Here is a 19,952-nt window from a genome sequence, read left to right as displayed (position 1 = left end):
GTGTTCCATCGAGCACGTCCGTACAATTCGCATCCGTGCCGGCCGCCTAAGCTCCTGACTTTCCAAAAACGGCTGGAGAGCAGGCATGGGCAGAAAAGCGAATAGGGTAACCCTGGCATTGACACTGTTGGCCGCGGCCATGATGAACAGTGCGTTTGCAGCAACCCCGAGCGTGGCAGTGGCGCCACAGTACGACACCAGCCACGTCTATGTGGCACCGGCTGATGTGGACCGCTTTGCCACGAGCTTCCTGGCGACCTTCGGTGGCAAAAGTACCCCACAGGTAGTGGTGAACGTACTGCCAGTGCCAAGCAGTACCACCTCGCAATTGCTGCAGACGCCCGTCGGTACGGTGTCACTGTTCGGCTTCAGCACCCCCATACCGCATCCGTTTGGCCAGGAGCGCAACGGTTATCTGGTCAAGGACATGGACGTGGCACTCAAGGCCGCGCGGGAAAATGGTGCAGCCGTGATTGTCAGTGACTTTCCCGACCCCATCGGCCGCGATGCCGTGGTGCAGTGGCCAGGCGGTGTGAACATGCAGCTTTACTGGCACACCCAGGCCCCGAACTACGCCGGGTTTCAGACGGTGCCGGAAAACCGCGTGTACCTGCCTGCCGAGCGGGCCGAGGCATTTATCAAAGCTTTCCTCGGTTTTTCCCATGGCAACGTCCTGGCTGACAATAAACACGCACCGGGTATCGATATCGGCCAGGGCGGCGTCTACCGGCGTGTCGATCTGCAATCGCCGTTCGGTCGCATGGCCGTACTGGTGACCAACGGTCAACTGCCCTACCCGTTCGGCCATGAGACCACCGGTTACCAGGTCGACGACCTGACGGCGACCCTGGCCAAAGCCACAGGCTCAGGCGCGACTGTGCTGGTACCGGCGTTCGCGAGCCAAGGGCGGCGCAGCGCAATGGTCGAATTCCCCGGTGGATACGTCGCGGAAATTCACCAGCTCAGCGCGGCAAAATGAATCGTCGTACACCCTGGGGCCTGGCCGTGTTGTGGCCGTTGCTCACCGCCAGCGCCCACGCCGAGGAGCAAGCCACCCGACCGGTGCTCAAAACCAACCGCTGGCAGGAAAACTGGTCGGTGCTGCAAGACCCGGTGCTGCGCACGCAGCCTTTGGACGATTTGAAGTACATCCCGCTGTCAAGCGCCAACCCGTTGACGTACCTGTCGTTGGGCGCGAGCTTGCGCGAACGTTTCGAGATGAACGATGCCAGTGGCTTCGGCGTGCGCGATGTGAAGCCTGATCGCTACCTGATCCAGCGCTTTGAGATCCACGCAGACCTGCACCTGGACGAAAACTGGCGGGTGTTCACCCAACTCGAAGATGCTCGGGCGTACGACAAAACCACGCTTGGCGGTGCCGATCAAAACCGTGTCGACTTGCGGCTGGCGTTTGCCGAGTACGTGAACACCTTCAGCAGCGGCACCTTCAAGGGCCGTATCGGCCGCCAGGACTTCGCCTTCGACTTGCAGCGTTTTATCTCGTCGCGGGATGGGCCGAATGTGCGCCAGTCGTTCGATGCGCTCTGGGCCGACTGGGAAACCACCCATTGGCGGTTTATCGCAATCGCCAGCCAGCCGGTGCAGTATCAGGACGAGAGCTCCTTCGACGACCGCTCCAACAGCAACGCGCGCTTTCACCTGCTGCGGGTCGAGCGACTGGTGGGCGGCAGCAATGAGTTGTCGGCCTACTACGGCGTGTATGAACGCAGCGCTGCGCACTACCTGGACGCCGACGGCGAGGAAACCCGCCAGTTCATCGACGCCCGCCTGGGCGGCGCAGCCCAGGGCTTCGATTGGGATATCGAGGCGATGCTGCAAAGGGGGTCGGTGGGCAGCAAGTCGATTCGCGCCTGGGCCGCTGGCAGTCGTACGGGCTATACGTTCGACGACCTGGCCTGGAAACCACGGTTCGGCGTGCAGCTGGATATCGCCTCCGGCGACCGCAAAGCGGGTGACGCTACCGTCGGCACGTTCAACCCGCTGTTTCCCAACGGCTACTATTTTTCACTCGCCGGCTATACCGGCTACAGCAACCTGATCCACGTCAAACCGTCGATCACCGTCAAGCCCATTGCCAAACTAAGCGTACAGACTGCCATCGGCCTGCTCTGGCGACAGACCACCGACGACGCGGTCTATACCCAACCGAACTTGCCGGTGGCCGGCACCGCCGGCAAAGGTGAACGCTGGACCGGCGCCTACGCTCAATTGCGCACCGACTACGCCTTCACGCCGAACCTTGCCGGCGCGGTCGAAGCCGTGCATTACGCGGTGGGCCGCACTCTGCGCGAAGCCGGTGGTGACGACAGCAATTACCTGGGAGTCGAGCTCAAATTCAGTTGGTAACCCCAAGCAAGCACACGCGTACAAGCCCTTCGACGCGTACAGGGCGATAGTAACGCGCAGTCATCCCCCCTCAATCAAGGAGTTATGCATGAGCACATTCGTTGCCAAAGACGGTACCCAGATCTACTTCAAGGACTGGGGCAGCGGTAAACCGGTAGTGTTCAGCCATGGCTGGCCGCTGGATGCGGATATGTGGGAATACCAGATGGAATACCTCAGCAGCCGCGGTTTTCGCACCATCGCCTTCGACCGCCGTGGTTTTGGCCGGTCTGACCAACCCTGGACCGGCAATGACTACGACACCTTCGCCGACGACATTGCCCAGTTGATTGAACACCTGGACCTCACCGACGTGACCCTGGTGGGCTTCTCCATGGGCGGCGGCGACGTTGCTCGCTACATCGCCCGCCATGGCAATGCACGCGTAGCCGGCCTGGTACTGCTGGGTGCCGTGACGCCGATCTTCGGTCAGAAAGCCGACTACCCGCAGGGCGTGCCCACCGATGTGTTCGACGGTATCAAGGCCGGGCTGCTGAAGGACCGCGCGCAGTTTATCAGCGACTTCAATACCCCGTTCTTTAGCATCAACCAAGGGCAGAAGGTCTCGCCGGGCGTGCTCACCCAGACCTTGCAGATTGCCTTGCAGGCATCGCTCAAATCGACGGTTGATTGCGTCACGGCATTCTCCGAAACCGACTTCCGCCCGGACATGGCCAAGGTCGATGTGCCGACCCTGGTAATCCACGGTGATGGTGACCAGATCGTGCCGTTCGAGACCACCGGCAAAGTGGCGGCGCAGATGATCAAAGGTGCGCAATTGAAGGTCTACAAGGATGCGCCCCATGGTTTTGCCGCCACTCACACCCAGCAGTTGAACGAAGACTTGTTGGCCTTCCTCAACCGCTGAAGCAACGGCGTGACCCTCTCCTTTCCTTGACCGGGCTTGCCCGGTCTTTTTTCGTTCAGGCTCAACCGCGATCAAGTGCCAGGCGACCAGGCCCCGCGATCAGAATGCTGGAAAACAGGATCAACAGCAGCCATCCAAACTGGCCTTCAAACAGCGACCACTCGGGGTGCACTACCAGCAAAGCCACCAGCAGCACAGCGAGGATCGGCAAACAGGCCAGGCGCACCCAGACCCCGGCGATAATCAGCAACGGGCAGAGGACTTCAGCGCCAATCGCCAGGCATAACGTGACATTGGCGCCGAGGTGGAACGGGTCTTCGATCAGTGTCAATTGTTGGCTGTAGTCGAGCAGTTTGGGCAACCCATGCACCCACAGCAAGAACAGCGATGCACTCACTCGTAGAAACAGCAGCCCAAGCGCCTGGCTTTTAGATTCATTCATCTGCAACGTCCATAAAAGAAACCGACGTCGATTGTGTCCGCAGAGCCGAGCCCGGGCTTGCAAGCCTGTGCTGACCTTATGGTGAAGAGCCGGCTATGCTGGGCGCCACACAAACCGCCCCGGTTGAATCAACCACCACCGGCTGCGGTCCTACTTCATACGCTCATCGCTACAGGTATCCAGAACATGACACTGCCCCACGACATGACCCAGATTGAAATCACCACCTTCGGCGGCCCCGAGGTTCTCCAGCCCCGTCAGGTTGCAGTGCCCTCGCCCGGCCCCGGCGAAATTCTGATCCGCGTGCATGCCGCCGGGGTCAATCGTCCCGATGCCCTGCAACGCGCCGGCAAGTACCCGATGAAGCCCGGCATGAGCCCGATACCGGGCCTTGAAGTGGCCGGCGAAGTGGTTGCGCTGGGCGACGGCGTCAGTGAATACAGCCTGGGCGACAAGGTCTGTGCCCTGACCAACGGTGGCGGCTATGCACAGTTCTGCGCCGTACCCGCCAGCCAGGCCCTGCCGATTCCGGAAGGCATGGATTGGATTCAAGCCGCTGCCGTGCCAGAAACCTTTTTCACCGTATGGGCCAACCTGTTCGGCCTGGGTGGCGCGCACACAGGCCAACGCGCGTTGATCCACGGCGGCACCAGTGGCATCGGCACCACCGCGCTGATGCTCTGCCAGGAGTTCGGCATCCAGGCGTTCGCCACCGCCGGCAGCGCCGACAAATGCGCGGCGATTGCCAAACTGGGCGCCGAGCCGATCAATTACCGCGAGCAGGACTTTGCCGAGGTCATCGCCAAGAAGACCGACGACCAGGGCGTCGACGTGATCCTCGACATCATGGGAGCCTCCTACCTGAACAACAACCTCAAAGCCCTGGGCATGGACGGGCACTTGGTGATGCTGGGCTTTCTCGGCGGCGGCAAAGCCAATGACGTCGACCTGCTGACCATCCTCGGCAAACGCGCCGTCATCACCGGTTCGTTGCTGCGCGCTCGCACCAAGGACGAAAAAGCCGCAATCGCTGAGCAGCTGCGCGAATACATATGGCCGGTGCTGTCCGCCGGGCGCTGCCTGCCGATCATCGACAAAGTGTATGAATACACCGACGCCGCCCAGGCCCATGCGCGAATGGAAGGCGGCGACCATATCGGCAAGATCGTGTTGCAAGTTAAGTAATCGAGCCGCGGCGAGGCTGCGAAAGCGGCGGCATAGGCGATACATTTGTTGCCTGACCCACCGCCTTCGCAGCCTCGCTAAAGCTCGACAGCTCCCACAGGGGATCGGCAATGTTGCTGGGGGTTCGGTTTGCAGGGCCATCGCGTCGAACGCAGATTTCACTAGCGATAAAGATCAAATGTGGGAGCTGTCGAGCCCCGGCGAGGCTGCGAAAGCGGCGGCACATGCGACATAAAAGTTGCCTGACCCACCGCTTTCGCAGCCTCGCTAAAGCTCGACAGCTCCCACAGTAGATCGGCTTTGCTGCTCAGCTCTCTGTCAGCAGGGCCATCGCATCGAACGCAGATTCACCCAGCGACAAAGCTCAAATGTGGGAGCTGTCGAGCCCCAGCGAGGCTGCGAAGGCGGCGGCACGGGCGAAATATAAATCACCTGAACCACCGCCATCGCAGTGGCTTGACGTGATTACCCGGCGTACACCGGGTAATCGGTATAGCCCTGCGCCGAGCCGCCGTACATGCCCTCCGCCCGCAGCGGGTTCAATGGCCAGCCATTGAAAAGCCGCTGTGGCAGGTCCGGGTTGGCAATGAACGGGCGACCGAATGCGATCAGGTCCGCCAGCCCCGACTCCAACAGCTTTGCACCGCGCTCAGCGGTGTAACGCCCGGCGTAGATGATGCGCCCGCTGAAGGTGCTGCGCACCGCCTGGCGGAAGGTTTCAGGCAGGTCTGGGGCGTTGTCCCAGTCGGCTTCAGCGATGGACACGTAGGCAATGCCCGACGCCTCCAGCACCTTGATCGCCTCGATATAGGTGTGATGCGGGTCTTGTTCCACCAGACCGATATACACGCGGTCCTGATCCGTGCCGCTGAACAACGGTGAAAAACGCACGCCAAGGCGCTCAGGCCCGACCACGGCCGTCACGGCTTCAACGATCTCGCGCAGAAAGCGCAGGCGATTGTGCAATGAGCCGCCGTATTCGTCGTCGCGCTGGTTGGCATGTGCAGAGATGAACTGGTTGACCAGGTAGCCATTGGCAGCATGGATTTCCACGCCATCAAAACCGGCGTCCAAGGCATTGCGTGCCGCCTGGGCGTAGTGCCCCACCAGTTCCTCGATCTCCAGCACGCTCAATGCGCGCGGCACCGGCGGCTGTTTCAATTCGCCCACGCCAGGGCCGGTTTCGATAAAAGCTTTCGCCTGCTCAGCCGGTAACGCAGAGGGCGCGACCGGTGCCAACCCTTCTGGCTGCAGGGCGTTATGGGACACACGACCGACGTGCCACAACTGAGCGAAAATCACCCCGCCTTCGGCATGCACCGCCTCGGTGACTTTGCGCCAGCCGTCGATCTGCGCAGCTGTGTAGATACCTGGCGTCCACGCGTAGCCTTGACCACGCGGTTCGATCTGCGTGCCTTCACTGACCATAAACCCGGCAGTGGCGCGCTGGCGGTAATACTCGGCCATCAGGTCAGTAGCTATGTCGCCAGGTTGCGCACTGCGTTGACGGGTCAAGGGCGGCAGCACAACCCGGTTATTCAAGGTGTGATGCCCCAGTTTTACCGGGGTATTTAAAACACGCATAGTCATGAGTCACTGTCCAAATTCAGGGCGAACAAAAGCGTTGGCGGCTCTTGAGAGCCGCCAATGCCTGCAACGGTTAGTTAATTTACGCGGTGAGTTTCAGCAGGGCCTTGGCCACATCACTGGAACTGGCAGGGTTCTGGCCCGTCACCAGCAAGCCATCTTCAAGCACGAAGGATTGCCAGTCGGCGCCCTTCTCATACAGGCCACCGAGGGCCTTGAAATCATCTTCAATCAAAAACGGCACCACCTCGGTCAGGCCCACGGCGGCTTCCTCTGAGTTGGAGAAACCCGTCACACGACGGCCCTTCACCAATGGCTCGCCGTTGACCGCCTTGACGTGACGCAGCGCACCCGGCGCATGGCAGACAAACCCAATAGGCTTGCCGGCGCGCTCAAACGCTTCGATCAACGCGACCGACGTTTGCGATTCGGCCAGGTCCCACAATGGCCCGTGACCGCCTGGGTAAAACACCGTGTCGAAGTCGGCAGCATTCACCGAATCCAGCTTGACCGTGTTGGCCAGCGCCTGCTGCGCGGCCGAATCGGCGGCAAAGCGGCGGGTATCGTCGGTTTGCGCATCCGGCTGGTCGCTTACCGGGTCCAGCGGTGGCTGGCCACCGGCCGGCGATGCCAGCACCAGTTCGGCGCCGGCGTCCTTGAAGGTGTAATACGGAGCGGCAAACTCTTCGAGCCAGAAGCCGGTTTTACGACCGGTGTTACCTAGCTGGTCGTGAGAGGTCAGTACCATTAATACTTTCATTTTCCAGTGCCTCGATCGATGGGTTGCAGTAGGTGTTGAGTCAGTAGCAGCGCCTCATCAAACGGCGCGGATGTTCGGGTGATCTTGCTCATGACGCTGGTCCCCAGCCACAACGCATACAGGCGCCGGGCCAGGCTTTCGGGGTGTGACTGTGCGGGCAGCGAGCCGTCTTCAACGCCGTGCTGCAAGGCTTCGGCCAGCAACGCAATGGTGCGGGCGGTGCCGCGCTGCAGGGCCAAACGCATCGGCTCTGAAAGGTCTGACACCTCGGCACCGAGTTTGACGGCAAGGCATTTGCCCGTGTCGGTGCAGCTGGTCTGGTTGTCGACCCAGGAGTGCCAATAGCGCATCAACTTGGCAAAACCGGACAGCCCAGGCTGATTAAACAACTGCTGCATGCCGTTGACGTAGTGGTCAAAGTAGCTGTCGAGCAACACAACGCCGAAGGCATCCTTGGAGTTGAAGTAGTGATAAAACGAGCCTTTGGGCACCTCTGCGGCTTGCAGTATTTCGTTCAAGCCCACCGCAGAAAATCCTTTACGGCCGACAATCACTTGCGCCGTGTCCAGAATGACCTGCCGAGTACTTTTAGCTTGGTTGTTCATCACGCTTCCCGTCCGATTAGACCAGTCGTCTAGTTCGTTGAGGGGATGTTAGGCGCCACGCAGACCTTCAACAATGTCATATGCGCAAGGATTCCGGACATGCCACAAAGCCGGTTGCCGTTTACCTGGCACCCGTCGACAATCGCCACTCCCGCGCCCTGGCCCGCGTTTTTTAGGAGAATAATGATGCACAGCGTTGCGCTGATGGTTTACCCGAACTTCCAATCCCTGAGCCTCAGCCTGGGCTCGGTATTTGAATGCGCGAACCTGCTGCGCGGCGAACCGGCCTATGAGTTTCACCTGGTGTCGGAGAGCGGCGGCGCCGTGATGACCTCCCAAGGCTTTTCGGTGAACACCACGCCGATCCGCGCGCAGGGTTATGACACGCTGATCGTCAGCGGCTATCTGGAATTTCGCTTGCCGCAAGCCAACCTGCTCGAACTGGTCAAGGCCGCCTCCGCCCAATCGCGGCGCGTAGCCTCGTTGTGCATGGGCATTTTCGTGCTGGCCGAAGCCGGCTTGCTCGAAGGCAAGCGCACCACCACCCACTGGATCCACGCACCCGCCTTTCGCAAGCGCTACCCGCACATTCAGCTTGAGGAAGATAAACTGTTCGTGGTCGACGGCCAGATCTGGACCGGCGCCGGTATGAGCGCCGGTGTCGACCTGGCACTGGCCATGGTCGAGGCCGACCTGGGCGGTGACCTGGCCCGGCGCATCGCACGCAAACTGGTGATTGCGCAACGTCGCGGCAGTGAGCAGTCGCAATTGTCGGCCCTGCTGGAACTGGACCCCAAGTCCGACCGCGTGCAACTGGCCCTGGCCTATGCCCGCGAAAACCTGACCCACGACCTGTCGGTGGAAGCCCTGGCCGACGTCGCCCGCCTGAGCCCGCGCCAGTTCAGCCGGGTGTTTCGCGAAGAAACCGGGCAAACGCCGGCCAAGGCCATCGAATCACTGCGCGTGGAAGCCGCCCGGGCGATGATGGAAACCAGCCGTCACCCGATCGAAGTGGTGGCCCGCGAAACCGGTTTTGGTGATCGCGAGCGCATGCGCCAGGCGTTTCTGCGTGCCTTCGGGCAGCCGCCGCAGGCCATGCAACAGGCCTTTAATGCAGCACCGCTCGGGTAATCAGGTAACTCACCAACTGCGGGTCATCCTCCAGCTCGAGGGTCTGCACCGGGCGCGGCAAATCATCCAGCACCGCACGCCAGAACGCCTGGGACACTTCATCCTGGTCATAGAAACGCACCAGCCAATCGGCCTGGCCGCTGCTCAACACCTGGGTGGCGATGGCACGGCCAATGCCTTTGCGGCGGTAACGCTTGAGAATGAACAGGTCGGCCAGTTCCAGGGCATCGATGCCCGGCAGTTCGCTGCCTTCAATCAACATAAAGCCGGCGATATAACCGTCCACCAGCAGCAGGTTGGCGCTCCATTGCGGGTCGTGCCAGTAGCGGGTCAGGTGCTCATCGTGGATGTAGAAGCGGCCATCCGCTTCGACATCTTCCTGCTCCCAGTCCGAGGACTCATAGGCGTAATACTGGTAAAGGTTGCGGATCAGCTCGGACTCTTCGGGGCCAGTCTGGATCAATTCAACGGTGGTTTCAGGCATGGGGCTCTCGGTGACAAAACGCAGGGCGCCATTGAACACAAAACACGCGCGCAGGCCAATACATTGCACAACCTTTCTGTTTGCTGAACCGATTGCGGATTTGCCGCGTCCAACCGAAAATCCTGAAACATTTAGAATAAACTTCGTCGGCTTCGATCTTTTTCTCAAGGACCTCTACTTTGACCAACGTGTGTTCCGCCGGCCTGGATGTGGGCTTTGCCTCCCTGGATTACCTGCAGATTTTCATCCTGGGCGTGATCCAGGGCATTACCGAATTGCTGCCGGTGTCGTCCACCGCCCACATGCGTGTGGTGCCCGCCCTGCTCGGCTGGCAAGACCCGGGCTCGGCGTTTTCGGCGGCGATGCAGTTGGCAGCGCTGGCGGCGGTGGTCAGTTACTTCTGGCGCGATGTACGCCAGGTCACCACGGGCAGCATCGGCGCGGTACGCCGGGGCGACTACAACGACCCGTGGTTCAAGCTGGCGGTGGCGATTGTGCTGGCGACCATCCCTATCTGCATTGCCGGCCTGGCGTTGTCCTCGACCCTCAACAGCTGCAACTCGCCGTTGCGCGGCCTGATGGTAATCGGCATTTCCTGCGTGGTAATGGCGGTACTGCTGGCGGTGGCCGAAGTGCGTGCACGCCATACCCGCGACATGGGCCAAATGCGCCTGCGCGACGCGCTGATTGTTGGGGTTGCGCAGATTGGCGCGTTGATTCCGGGCGTCTCGCGTTCAGGCTCGACGCTGACCGCCGCGCTGTTCCTCAACTTCAAGCGTGAAGAGGCCGCGCGCTTTTCGTTCCTGCTGGGCCTGCCGGCCATCGCACTCGCCGGCTTGAAAGAGCTGTGGGTGCTGCTGCATGCCGACATGCCCGCCCACGCCTGGCCGCATTTGCTTTTCGGGCTGGTGGTGGCAAGTATCTCGGCGTTCTTCGCGATCTGGGGCCTGATGAAGTTCCTGGAGCGGTTCTCCACCTGGCCGTTTGTGATTTATCGCGCGCTGCTGGGGATCTTCCTGATTGTGGCGGTCAGCACCGGGTTGCTCAGTTAAGACCCCGGCTGACGGTCGGCCAGCTCTTCGAGCAAATCGGCCGAAGGCACAAAAAACAGGCCGCCGGTCACGGCGGTACTGAAGTCCAGCAGGCGGTCGTAGTTGCCGACCGGGCGGCCGACGAACATGTTTTCCAGCATCAGCTCCAGGGGCTGCGGCGAGCGGGCGTAGCCGATAAAGTAGGTGCCGAACTCGCCAGCGCCTGGGCGGCCAAAGGGCATGTTGTCGCGCAGGATTTTCACTTCTTCGCCGTGTTCGTCGGTGATCACGGTCAAGGCGCTGTGGGAGTTGCTCGGCTTGGTCTCTTCATCCAGTTCGATGTCGGCCAGTTTGGTGCGGCCGATCACCTTCTCCTGGGCTTCCACCGTCAGCTCGTTCCAGGCGCTCATGTTGTGCAGGTACTTTTGCACCAGCACGTAGCTGCCGCCTGCAAATTCCGCGTCTTCATCGCCGACGATGGTGAAGCCTACGGCCTTGCGCCCTACCGGGTTCTCGGTGCCGTCGACAAACCCGATGATGCTGCGCATATCGAAGTAACGGAAACCCTGGACCTCATCCACCACCTTGACGCTGTCGCCCAAGGCCACCATCAGCTGCGTGGCCAACTCAAAGCACAGGTCCATCTGCTCGGCGCGGATATGCAGCAGGATATCGCCGGGCGTCGACGGCGCCATGCGCCCTGGCACGCCGAACTCGCGAAACGGGTGCAAGGCCGCCGGGCGTGGCCCGCCGAACAACCGGCTCCAGGCATCCGAGCCGAAACCGCAGACGCAGGTCAGGTTGCCCGCCGGCACGCGCTTGCCCACCGAACGCACCAGCCCGGCAATATCGCCGCACCAGGCGCGCACCTGGTCTTCACTGCCGGGAGCGACGGTTGCCACCATGAAGATCGCGCTGCTGGTGATAGGGTGGCAGACGGACTGCGGCTCAAGAGGTGGCTGAACAGGGCAAGTCTTCATGATGAAAGTCCACAGGCTAAGGGCGGTTTTAACCCGCGCAGATTAGCAGATCATCAATGACTGCTCTCCCACACCTGGTGAATAAGGGTTTTGAGCTTCAGTGCCTCGGCCCAGCGGTCGCTGATTTCACCGCCGTTTGCATCCGTGATTGCATAGGGCGGCGGGCCCAGTTCACAGGTGAATGACAGGCTATCGGGCGTGTTGGCCCGGGCCAGCCAGTCTTCGATCCCGTAGCGCCACCAGCCGGTAAAGCGCTCGACCCAGGCTTGGTGCTGGGGAAAACCCACAGAGACCTGCACCTGTTCACTGCTGGCCACCCGGCCGTGAAAGCCCCAGCTGTGGCGCAATATTGTGCGTATGTGTTCGTCGTCCTCAACCGCGCCAGGCTCCGGCAATTCCCGGCCAACAACATAATGGGACAGGTCGGCCAACAGCTTTAAGTCGGGCATCTGTGCAAGCAGGTCGAGGGTAAACAGCAGGTCGTTGGTAAGCCGGTAACGGTGAGTTTCCAGCAGGACCGGAAAGTCCACCTGTTCGGCCAGGCGCTGCCAGCCTTCGACCAACCGGGCCGCCTCAGCCAGCGTGCGCGGGCGCACATCGGCCTGCAGCGTGAGATGGTGGCAGCCGTAGCGGCTGATCACATCCAGCGCGGCGGCCAGGTCATCCACCGTTTGCGGGAACAGTTGGCCTTCGATCTGCAAGCCCCTGGCGCTGGCGGCAGCGTGCAGGCGCGCGACCTCGGCGGGTTTCCAGTAATGGTCGGTGATGCCGTCAAAGCCGGCGGCAGCGATGCGATCGAGCTGGGCTTCCAGCGGCCCGGGTTCTGTTTGCATGGCCCAGAGGGATTGGAACACCAGCAATTGGCGCATATCAGCCTCGCAGCAAATGTTTAAGGGAAACATCCGGGTCGGCCAGGTCGGCCGCATTGAGCGCAATGTGCGCGCTGATCAAGCGTTCGCACAGCTTGATGTCCTTGGCCACGCCATTGCCGAGCGCCCAGCCGCAAGCGCCTTGCAGGTGCCCGTCGGCATCCAGGTAGAACAAAAGCAAACCGCCGCCCGGCAGTGCCCGGCTGACCGTCAGCGGGGTCATCACGCCGACGGTCTGCAAGCCCCAGTCGTATTGGTCGGACCAGAAACCCGGCAGCGCCTCGAACGGCAACTCACGCCCGAGCATATTCAGTGCGGCGTGGCGGCCCTGGGCTTCGGCATTGCGCCAGGTTTCCTGGCGTTGATACAGGCCGCCCAGGCGAAATTCGCACACATCGCCCGCCGCATAAATGTTCGGCGCACTGGTGCGCAGCTGCGCATCGACGCGAATGCCCTGCCCTACGTCCAGCCCCGCCGCTGCGGCCAGTTCGAGATTGGGTTGCATGCCAATGCCGACCACCACCCGATCACACGGTAAGCGCTGCCCATCGACCAGTTGCACGGCGTCGGCGTCGATGGATTCGAGTGCCACATTCAAGCGCACCTCCACGCCCTGCTGGCGATGCAAATTCAGCAGCGCTTCGCTGATCACCGGCGGCAGCACCCGGCCTGCCAAACGTGGGCCTGCTTCAAGCACTGTTACCTGGCAACCCAGGCCGCGCGCGGTCGCCGCCACTTCCAGGCCGATAAAACCACCGCCGACCACCACCAGCCGCGTGCCGGGGCGCAAGGCGTCGCGCAGGGCCAGCGCCTCATCATGGGTGCGCAGGTAAAGCACGTTAGCCTGTTCCACAGGCCAGCGTCGCGCGCGGCCGCCGGTGGCCAGCAGCAAACCGGCAAAGTCCAGCCATTGGCCGTCGGCCAGTTGCAGCCGGTGTTGTTGCGGCTCCAGGCGCGTGACCGGGTTGCCGGGGATATGTTCGATGCCCAGCGCGGCCAGGCGCTGGCTGTCGCACAGGCTGCAACCCGCCAAGTCCGTGCGGCCTTGCAGCAAGCCTTTGGACAACGGCGGACGCTCGTAGGGCATGTGCGGTTCATCGCCGATCAGGATCAGGCGCCCGCTGTAGCCTTCTTCGCGCAAGGTCAGCGCCGCACGGCCACCGGCATGGCCGGCGCCGACGATGATCAAGGGTGCGTTCATGCTCACGCCGTCACGGCGAGTAAAACCCGCCCCGCTTCGACCCGCACCGGGTAGGTTTTGAGGTTGACGCACACCGGCGCGCCGAGCGCCTTGCCGGAGCGGTAATCAAAGCGTCCGTTGTGCTTGGGGCACTCGATCACATGGTCCATCACCAGGCCGTCGGCCAGGTGGATTTTCTCGTGGGTACACAGGCCGGCAGTGGCAAAAAATTCATTCTCGGCCGAGCGGTACACCGCGTAGGTGTGCGGCCCATGGTCGAAGCGCAGCACGTCTTCTTCGTCTATTTCGCCCACGGCACAGACGTCGATCCATTGATCGTTCATGGTGTTGTTCTCTCTATGAATGGCCTTCCTTGTGGCGAGCGAGCTTGCTCGCGCTGGGCTGCGAAGCAGCCCCATGTTCGGCAGTCGAGTGGTGTCGGAAAGAATGCGGTGGTTTTTATTGGGGCTGCTGCGCAGCCCAGCGCGAGCAAGCTCGCTCGCCACTGTGAGTGGGGCGCTGCACGAAGTAGGTCGGGTCGCTGCGCTGCTTCCAGATCGTCGGCAGGATCTCCCTGTACGCCGCAAAAATATTCGCGTACGGCGGCGGGCAGTCGCTGCGGATCTCTTCGTGCAATTGCGCCAACGCGTGGTACGGCACCATCGGGTACATGTGGTGTTCGAGGTGGTAGTTCATGTCCATGTAGATAAAGCGCAGCACGCGATTCATGTAGATGGTGCGGCAGTTGCTGCGATGGTCCAGTACGTCCTCGGCCAGGCCCACATGCTGGGTGAGACCGAACAGGTAGCCGAGCCAGGCGCCGTAAAGGCTCGGCAGGCCCACCAGCATCAGTGGCAGCCAACTGTGCAGGTACAACGCGGTGCCGATCACCAGCGCATAAATGCCGACCCAGATCCGCGCAGCACGGAACACTTTGGGCCATTCGGATTCGGGGATGAAGTCCTGTTCCTGGGCGCTCATCTTGCCGATCGCATGGCGTGCCACGCCGCTGAAGGTTTTCCAGGCCAGCGGCAGGTTGAACAGGCTCAGGCCCATCATCAACAGGCTTGGCGGGCGCGGCTCGACGATCTCCGGGTCACGCCCGACCACGATGGTGTCGGTGTGGTGCCGCGCATGGCTCCAGCGCCATACATGCGGTTCGAAGATGCACATGAAACTTGCCACCTGATACAGCCCATCATTCATCCAGCGAGTCTTGAAGGCGGTGCCGTGGCCGGTCTCATGCCAGCGCGGGTTGGACGCGGTGCCGTAGAGCACGCCGTAAGCCATAAAGAATGGCACACAGGCCCACGAGCCCCAGAACCAGTAGCCGCCAAAACCCGTAACCAGCAGCGCCGACACCCACAGGGCCGTATCGAGCAACGCCGGACCGTCGCGGCGCTGCATCAGTTCTTTCATGCGTTTTCGCGAGATCGGCGATTGATACCAACTGGCCGAGACCAGGCCCTTTTCAGCGGCGCGGGCAGCTTCAGGGCCGGTGAGGCTGTAGTCGCGCCGAGCGCGGTGAGCGGTGTGTTCAGGCATTGTTATTGTTCTCCGCAAGCGTTGGGTAACAGGTGCTTTGCGAACAAACCATAGAGCGCGGATAAATCCGCCTCAAGGCCTTGAATCCATTCCCTATCAAGCTATCATCCAGGCCCAGCGAGGCTTGATAGTTTTCTATCAAGACGCTTGAGAGGCCTGTCATGAACAATAATAAACGCCCGACCATCGCCACTGTCGCCGCCCAGGCAGGCTTGAGCGTGGCCACCGTCGACCGTGTGCTCAACGCGCGTGCGCCGGTGAATCCGCAGACTGCCGAGCAGGTATTCCAGGCCGCTGAAGCCGTGGGTTATTTTGCCGCACGGCTGATCGGCCAGCGCATTCGTGAGCGGCGCCCCACCTACCGTTTCGGCATCCTGCTGCTGGGTACCGCCCAAGCGTTTTACGCCAACCTGGCAGCGTCGATCAGCCAGGCCGCGCAGCATCACGCCACGGCCAACCTCACTTGCCAGTTCGAGTACATTCTCGACCGCACACCCAGCGCCATCGCTGCGCAAATCGAGCAACTGGCGGTGCAATGCGACGCGCTGGCAGTCGTCAGCTTCGCCCACCCGTTGATCAACGCCACACTGGCGCAGGTTCGCGAAGCAGGCGTGCCGGTGGTCGCTCTGCTGTCGGATATTCACGAACACGCCCTGGAGCCGTATGTGGGCCAGGATAACCACGTGGTCGGGCGCACTATGGGCTGGTTGCTGGCGCGCACCTGCGGCGCACGCAAAGGCAGCGTCGGCATCCTGTTGGGCGGCCATCGTTTTCTCGGCCACCAGGCGCGGGTGGAGGGCTTGCACAGCTACCTGGCCGAGCATGCGCCGGGCCTCAAGCCATTGGAGCCGCTGATCAACCTGGACAACAGCGACATCACTGAAGAAGCCACCCTCGACCTGCTCACCCGTCATACCGACCTGCGCGGCCTGTGCGTGGTGGGCGGCGGTGGTGACGGCGTAATCAATGCCCTGGCGCAGTTGCCCAAACGGCCGGCGCTGTGCTGCATTTTGCAGGAGTCCACCGCGTTGTCGCGTGAGGCACTGAGCCGGGGTTTGATTGATGTGGTGATGGACTCGCAGCCTAGGCAGACGGCGACGGCGTTGATCGAATTGCTGGTGCAATTGCAGACGGCCGAGGTGTTTGACTCACTGCGGCACAGAGTGCATATACCACTGCAGATCGTCACCTCGGAGAACCTGTCCAACTGAGACACAGTTTGACCGGGTTTCAGTCCAAATCGGTGTGTTTCAACCGCCTCAGCCAGCGCAACGTGTGGGTGCCGTTTGAGCAGCGCTACAAATAGTTGGGAAAACTATGCAGATCCAAATGTGGGAGCGGGCTTGCTCGCGAAAGCGGAGTGTCAGTCGCCAATTTCACAACTGACCCACCGCATTCGCGCGCAAGCCCGCTCCCACAGGTTGACCGGGTTTCAGTCCAGGTCGGTGGCGTTGTGGCGCTCAGCCAGTTGCTCCTCAGGTGCCCCGGACACCCGGTTCACCCGCCGCCCACGCTGCACCGCCGGGCGGGCTTCAATCGCCTCGGCCCAGCGCAGTACATGCTTGTACTCGTGCACCGACAAAAACTCCGCTGACGCCCCATACAAACGGCCTTTGACCAAGCCGCCATACCAGGGCCAGATCGCGATATCGGCAATGGTGTACTCATCGCCTGCAATGTATTCACTCACCGCCAGGCGCTGGTCGAGCACGTCCAGTTGACGCTTGGTTTCCATCGCAAAGCGGTTGATCGGGTATTCCATCTTGCTCGGCGCATAGGCGTAAAAATGCCCGAAGCCGCCGCCCAGGTACGGCGCACTGCCCATCTGCCAGAACAGCCACGACAAACACTCGGCCCGTGCAGCAGGCTCGGTGGGGAAGAACGCGCCGAACTTCTCGGCCAGGTATTGCAGGATCGCGCCCGACTCGAATACCCGAATCGGCGTGTCACCACTGTGGTCCATCAAGGCCGGGATCTTGGAGTTGGGGTTGACTGCCACAAAGCCGCTGCCGAACTGGTCGCCGTCGCCGATCTTGATCAGCCACGCGTCATATTCCGCGCCGGTGTGCCCCAGGGCCAGCAGTTCTTCGAGCAGGATGGTGACCTTCTGGCCATTGGGTGTGGCCAGGGAATACAGCTGCAACGGGTGTTTGCCGACCGGCAACTCTTTCTCATGGGTCGCACCGGCAATGGGCCGGTTGATGCTGGCGAAAGTGCCGCCACTTTCGGTGTCCCAGGTCCATACCTTCGGGGGTACGTAGTCGCTCATACTCACTTCTCCTTGGTTTCAATACTGTTCGATGCAGCCAGTTGGGCCACGTTCCATCCGCCACCCAGCGCCTTGATCAGGCCCACATTAGCGCTTAATTGCTGGGTTTGCAGTTGCAGGACACTGCGCTTGGCTTCCAGCGCCGCCACTTGCGCGGTCACCACATCCAGATAGGCCACGGCGCCCTGGCGATAACGCGAGGTCGACAGGTCTTCGGCGTATTGCGCGGCGGCGGCCGCGTCACGCTGGTCATCCAGGGCACTGCCCAGGCCCGCGATCTGCGACAGGTTGTCTTCCACTTGCTCGAAAGCACCCAGCACCACGCCGCGGTATTTGGCGGCGGCTTCGTCGGTGGCGGCCTTGGCGATATCGACCTGGGCCTGACGCGCGCCGCCATCAAAGAGCGTGCCGACCAGCGACGGGCCGATGGCCCAGAACAGGTTCGGCGCGCTGAGCAAACGCGCAAACTCATCACTCTGATAACCGCCCTGGGCGCTCAAGGTGATCTGCGGGAACCACGCGGCCTTGGCTACGCCGATACGCGCATTGGCCGACGCGATGCGGCGCTCGGCAGCGGCGATATCCGGGCGGCGTTGCAGCAGGCTCGACGGCACGCCGGTGGGCACGTTGGGCAAGGCAATCGGCGCCACATTCACGGCGACGGTATAGGTCGATGCCGACTCCCCCAGCATCGCCGCAATCGAATGTTCCAGCACCGCCCGTTGAACCAGGCTCTGGTTGAGTTGGGACTTGACCGTCGACAGCTGCGTGCGCGCCCGCGCCACGTCCAGCCCGGAGACAATGCCGCCGCCGTGCAAACCTTCGGTCAGGCTCAGGGCTTTGGTGTAGGCGTCGCGGGTCTGCTCCAGCAGTTGGTTCTGCCAGTCGATTCCACGCAGGCGGATATAGCTGTCGGCCAGTTGCGCTTGCAGGCTCAGGCGCACCGACGCCAGGTCGGCCTTGGCCGCCTCCGAGTCGCTGGTGCCGGCCGCAACCGTGTCACGCACGCGGCCCCACAGGTCGACTTCATAGTCCACCTCAAGCCCCAGCGTGGCGGAATTGTAAACGTCCGGCGAAGTGGCCGAGCGCAGCGGTTTGGTGTCCGACTGGCGAATACGCTGGCCGCTGCCGATGGCTGAGAGCTTGGGGAACAGCCCCGAACGGTCCTGGGCCAGGAACCCCTGGGACTGCTGGTAATGCGCGAGTGCCGCGCTCAAGTCCGGGTTATTTTTCAGCAACTGCTGCTGCATCGCGTCCAGTTGTGGGTCGTTGTAGATGCGCCACCAGCCGTCACGGTTGGCCTGGTCGTTGGGCGCACCGACGGTCCACGGGCCTTGGGTGTGAAACTGCGCGGCGATGGGTGTTGGCGGCACATTGAGCGGCGGCGCCAGCGAACAGGCGCCCAGGCTCAAGGTGACGAGCAGGCCCAGCAGGTTGCGCTTAGCCATGGGGTTTGGCCTCGGCGGAAGCGGCAGCCAACTGCACCGAGTCATCATCGGCCAGGCCATCCGGCGGCGTATCGATCACGCGGTCGGCCGCTTGCAGGCCGCTGGCGATTTCCACGCTGTCGCCAAAGTCACGGGCGATGGTAACGGTCTTGAAGTGCACATGGTCCTGGCTGTCGAGGGTGGCGACGCGCATACCCTTGTCATCGAACACCAGGGCACTGGACGGTACGCGCAGCACGTCGGCCTGCACCGGCAAATCAAACTGCACGCTGGTGTAGCCACCGGGCAACAGGCGGCCGCCGGGGTTGTCCACCAGCAGTTGCACCAAGGTGCTGCCGGACGCGGCGTTGACCGCATCGGCGGTGGCGATCACCTTGCCGGTGAAGGTTTCGCCGCGATACTCCGGCACACTCAGGCGCGCCGTGGTGCCTTCGCGAATCTGTGGCGAGAAGGTCTGCGGCACTTGCACATACACACGCAGGCGGCTGACGTCGGCCACCGCAAACAGCTCTTTGCCGGCGGCGCCGCCAGCGCTGATCAACGCGCCCACGTCGGTACTGCGCGCGGTGACCACACCGGCAAACGGCGCGACCAGATGCTGGAAGCCCTTGGTCGCCACCAACTGTTCGACATTGGCTTTGGCCGCTGTCACTTTGGCCTGTTTGGCGGTCAGGTCGCCGGTGCGCTCGTCGACGTCCTGACGCGACACCGAGTCGGTCGCCAGCATCGCCTGCCAGCGTTTGGCGGTGGTTTCGGCCAGGTGTTCATCGGCCTGGGCCGAGGCCAGGGTGGCGCGGGCTTGCAGCAGTTGCTGGTCGAGTTCCGGGGTGTCGATTTCGGCCAATACCTGGCCGGCTTTGACGCGCGAGCCGATGTCGACATTCCAGGATTTCAGGTAGCCATTGACCCGGGCAAAAATCGACGCGCGCGAATAGGCTTCCATACGCCCCGGCAAGTTGAGTACCGGGCCTTGCGCTTGCACCACCGGCTTGACCAGGTTGACGCTGGGCAGCGCCTGCGCGTCGGTCCAGGTCTTGAGATCCCGCGATTGACTGGCACGCACGCTCAGGCCGACACCGACGATGACTACGACCGTCACCGCGCCCACGATCAGCCACAGCAGGCCACGGGACGACTTTTTTTCAGCAATGGAAACGGACAT

20 protein-coding genes are annotated in these 19,952 nt (G+C 62.1%); 7 read left to right on the top strand and 13 right to left on the bottom strand.

The window, feature by feature from the left end; all coding sequences use genetic code 11:
• The first annotated feature begins 85 nt into the window (after window positions 1-85).
• The 3 genes from ACTD9P_RS17940 to ACTD9P_RS17930 all read left to right on the top strand — a co-directional run bounded on the left by ACTD9P_RS17940 (window position 86) and on the right by ACTD9P_RS17930 (window position 3,274).
• Window positions 86-979 (top strand): VOC family protein, encoded by an 894-nt coding sequence (locus tag ACTD9P_RS17940; protein WP_438868748.1) that lies wholly within the window; start codon window positions 86-88, stop codon window positions 977-979.
• Entirely contained in the window at window positions 976-2,367 is a 1,392-nt protein-coding gene (locus tag ACTD9P_RS17935; RefSeq protein WP_438868747.1) for an alginate export family protein, read from the top strand. Before ACTD9P_RS17940 ends, ACTD9P_RS17935 begins: the two co-directional genes overlap by 4 nt.
• Window positions 2,368-2,455: 88 nt before the next feature.
• Window positions 2,456-3,274, top strand: coding sequence for an alpha/beta fold hydrolase (locus ACTD9P_RS17930; protein ID WP_438868746.1), 819 nt, complete (start codon window positions 2,456-2,458; stop codon window positions 3,272-3,274).
• 61 nt (window positions 3,275-3,335) lie between these two features.
• Here ACTD9P_RS17930 and ACTD9P_RS17925 read toward each other — a convergent pair whose 3' ends face one another.
• The gene (locus ACTD9P_RS17925) at window positions 3,336-3,716 is read right to left on the bottom strand and encodes a DoxX family protein (protein WP_438868745.1); all 381 of its coding nucleotides are present in this window, start codon (window positions 3,714-3,716) and stop codon (window positions 3,336-3,338) included.
• A gap of 186 nt (window positions 3,717-3,902) precedes the next feature.
• On the opposite strand from ACTD9P_RS17925, the gene ACTD9P_RS17920 reads away from it, so the two are divergent.
• Window positions 3,903-4,901, top strand: a complete 999-nt coding sequence (locus tag ACTD9P_RS17920) for an NAD(P)H-quinone oxidoreductase (RefSeq protein ID WP_438868744.1) — start codon at window positions 3,903-3,905, stop codon at window positions 4,899-4,901.
• Window positions 4,902-5,366: 465 nt separating this feature from the next.
• Here the strand turns inward: ACTD9P_RS17920 and ACTD9P_RS17915 are convergent, their stop codons facing one another.
• The 3 genes from ACTD9P_RS17915 to ACTD9P_RS17905 all read right to left on the bottom strand — a co-directional run bounded on the left by ACTD9P_RS17915 (window position 5,367) and on the right by ACTD9P_RS17905 (window position 7,853).
• Complete coding sequence (locus tag ACTD9P_RS17915) at window positions 5,367-6,491, bottom strand: alkene reductase (protein ID WP_438868743.1); 1,125 nt, start codon at window positions 6,489-6,491, stop codon at window positions 5,367-5,369.
• A gap of 79 nt (window positions 6,492-6,570) precedes the next feature.
• Window positions 6,571-7,248 carry a type 1 glutamine amidotransferase domain-containing protein gene (locus tag ACTD9P_RS17910; protein ID WP_438868742.1) on the bottom strand — a complete coding sequence of 226 codons (678 nt, stop codon included), beginning with the start codon at window positions 7,246-7,248 and terminating at the stop codon, window positions 6,571-6,573.
• The gene (locus tag ACTD9P_RS17905; RefSeq protein ID WP_438868741.1) at window positions 7,245-7,853 is read right to left on the bottom strand and encodes a TetR/AcrR family transcriptional regulator; all 609 of its coding nucleotides are present in this window, start codon (window positions 7,851-7,853) and stop codon (window positions 7,245-7,247) included. The genes ACTD9P_RS17910 and ACTD9P_RS17905 overlap by 4 nt, the downstream gene beginning before the upstream one ends.
• A 186-nt stretch (window positions 7,854-8,039) precedes the next feature.
• On the opposite strand from ACTD9P_RS17905, the gene ACTD9P_RS17900 reads away from it, so the two are divergent.
• On the top strand, window positions 8,040-8,984 hold the full coding sequence (locus ACTD9P_RS17900) for a GlxA family transcriptional regulator (protein WP_438868756.1): 945 nt from the start codon (window positions 8,040-8,042) through the stop codon (window positions 8,982-8,984).
• Here ACTD9P_RS17900 and ACTD9P_RS17895 read toward each other — a convergent pair.
• Entirely contained in the window at window positions 8,962-9,468 is a 507-nt protein-coding gene (locus ACTD9P_RS17895) for a GNAT family N-acetyltransferase (RefSeq protein WP_438868740.1), read from the bottom strand. The two genes, ACTD9P_RS17900 and ACTD9P_RS17895, sit on opposite strands and share 23 nt — an antisense overlap.
• Window positions 9,469-9,647: 179 nt before the next feature.
• On the opposite strand from ACTD9P_RS17895, the gene ACTD9P_RS17890 reads away from it, so the two are divergent.
• Complete coding sequence (locus ACTD9P_RS17890) at window positions 9,648-10,520, top strand: undecaprenyl-diphosphate phosphatase (protein ID WP_065932133.1); 873 nt, start codon at window positions 9,648-9,650, stop codon at window positions 10,518-10,520.
• Here ACTD9P_RS17890 and ACTD9P_RS17885 read toward each other — a convergent pair.
• The 5 genes from ACTD9P_RS17885 to ACTD9P_RS17865 form a co-directional block, all read right to left on the bottom strand.
• Window positions 10,517-11,479, bottom strand: a complete 963-nt coding sequence (locus ACTD9P_RS17885; protein WP_438868739.1) for a Dyp-type peroxidase — start codon at window positions 11,477-11,479, stop codon at window positions 10,517-10,519. The genes ACTD9P_RS17890 and ACTD9P_RS17885 overlap by 4 nt on opposite strands.
• A gap of 53 nt (window positions 11,480-11,532) precedes the next feature.
• Window positions 11,533-12,348 (bottom strand): sugar phosphate isomerase/epimerase family protein, encoded by an 816-nt coding sequence (locus ACTD9P_RS17880; protein WP_438868738.1) that lies wholly within the window; start codon window positions 12,346-12,348, stop codon window positions 11,533-11,535.
• 1 nt (window position 12,349) lies between these two features.
• Window positions 12,350-13,549, bottom strand: a complete 1,200-nt coding sequence (locus tag ACTD9P_RS17875; RefSeq protein ID WP_438868737.1) for an NAD(P)/FAD-dependent oxidoreductase — start codon at window positions 13,547-13,549, stop codon at window positions 12,350-12,352.
• 2 nt (window positions 13,550-13,551) lie between these two features.
• Window positions 13,552-13,872 (bottom strand): MocE family 2Fe-2S type ferredoxin, encoded by a 321-nt coding sequence (locus tag ACTD9P_RS17870; protein ID WP_017134582.1) that lies wholly within the window; start codon window positions 13,870-13,872, stop codon window positions 13,552-13,554.
• Window positions 13,873-13,987: 115 nt separating this feature from the next.
• Window positions 13,988-15,073, bottom strand: a complete 1,086-nt coding sequence (locus tag ACTD9P_RS17865) for a fatty acid desaturase family protein (protein WP_438868736.1) — start codon at window positions 15,071-15,073, stop codon at window positions 13,988-13,990.
• Window positions 15,074-15,234: 161 nt separating this feature from the next.
• On the opposite strand from ACTD9P_RS17865, the gene ACTD9P_RS17860 reads away from it, so the two are divergent.
• The gene (locus tag ACTD9P_RS17860) at window positions 15,235-16,284 is read left to right on the top strand and encodes a LacI family DNA-binding transcriptional regulator (protein WP_438868735.1); all 1,050 of its coding nucleotides are present in this window, start codon (window positions 15,235-15,237) and stop codon (window positions 16,282-16,284) included.
• Window positions 16,285-16,505: 221 nt separating this feature from the next.
• Here ACTD9P_RS17860 and yghU read toward each other — a convergent pair whose 3' ends face one another.
• From yghU to ACTD9P_RS17845, 3 genes are read right to left on the bottom strand one after another with little or no spacing between them, the layout of a single operon-like run.
• Window positions 16,506-17,342: a glutathione-dependent disulfide-bond oxidoreductase gene (gene yghU / locus ACTD9P_RS17855; RefSeq protein WP_438868734.1), complete on the bottom strand. Its 837-nt coding sequence runs from the start codon at window positions 17,340-17,342 to the stop codon at window positions 16,506-16,508.
• A 2-nt stretch (window positions 17,343-17,344) separates the two neighbouring features.
• Entirely contained in the window at window positions 17,345-18,790 is a 1,446-nt protein-coding gene (locus tag ACTD9P_RS17850) for an efflux transporter outer membrane subunit (RefSeq protein WP_438868733.1), read from the bottom strand.
• On the bottom strand, window positions 18,783-19,952 hold the full coding sequence (locus tag ACTD9P_RS17845) for an efflux RND transporter periplasmic adaptor subunit (protein ID WP_200434131.1): 1,170 nt from the start codon (window positions 19,950-19,952) through the stop codon (window positions 18,783-18,785). Before ACTD9P_RS17845 ends, ACTD9P_RS17850 begins: the two co-directional genes overlap by 8 nt.

It is taken from the genome of Pseudomonas onubensis (assembly GCF_965653655.1).
Taxonomy (GTDB): Bacteria; Pseudomonadota; Gammaproteobacteria; order Pseudomonadales; family Pseudomonadaceae; genus Aquipseudomonas.
Note: the sequence above shows the minus strand (reverse complement) of the source record. Positions and strands in the feature narration are given on the sequence as shown.